Annotated in this window: 1 protein-coding gene; it reads left to right on the top strand. The window is 36.8% G+C overall.

Annotated features, from left to right (window positions below):
* Nucleotides 1–191 (top strand): TRAP transporter large permease subunit (locus QL886_RS12990; protein WP_290178841.1); only part of this gene is annotated, 191 nt, incomplete at its 5' end.
* Nucleotides 192–503: the final 312 nt, after the last annotated feature.

The following is a 503-nucleotide window of genomic DNA, read 5'->3' as shown; positions in this document are numbered from 1 at the left end:
CGGTATTGACGGTGGAGCTTGGTTTGATTACGCCGCCAATGGGGATGAATATCTTTGTGATTAAGGCGATGGCACCGCACATTAAGCTGAGCGATATGTTCCGAGGGGTGGCTCCATTTATTGTCTCTGATGTAATCCGTCTGGTTATCTTGGTGATGTTCCCTGCGATTTCACTTGTGCTGCTGGGGTAGGCTGAATCTAAACTATAGCTTATAGAGTTATTGTATGAAGCCATATTGCTAATAAAGCAGTGTGGCTTTTTTATAGAGAGAAGCATTTAAAAAAAAGCACTTTTTGTAGAAAAGCGACAGCATTATATGCGCTGGAATGTATACCAGTATGTTCATGTTCGATTGATTACATTCTGATCAGAGAAACTGTGGGATTTATACGATCCATTGTCAACTAGATTTATAATATTAATCTAATTTTTATATTGTAATGTATGAAGTCTATGGTTTTATTTAGAATCCTATTTAATATTAAGTGTATATAAAGCCAGT

This window comes from Psychrobacter sp. APC 3281 (assembly GCF_030407815.1).
Taxonomy (GTDB): Bacteria; Pseudomonadota; Gammaproteobacteria; order Pseudomonadales; family Moraxellaceae; genus Psychrobacter.
The sequence above is the reverse complement of the archived record's forward strand: the minus strand, read 5'-3'. Positions and strand labels throughout refer to the sequence as shown.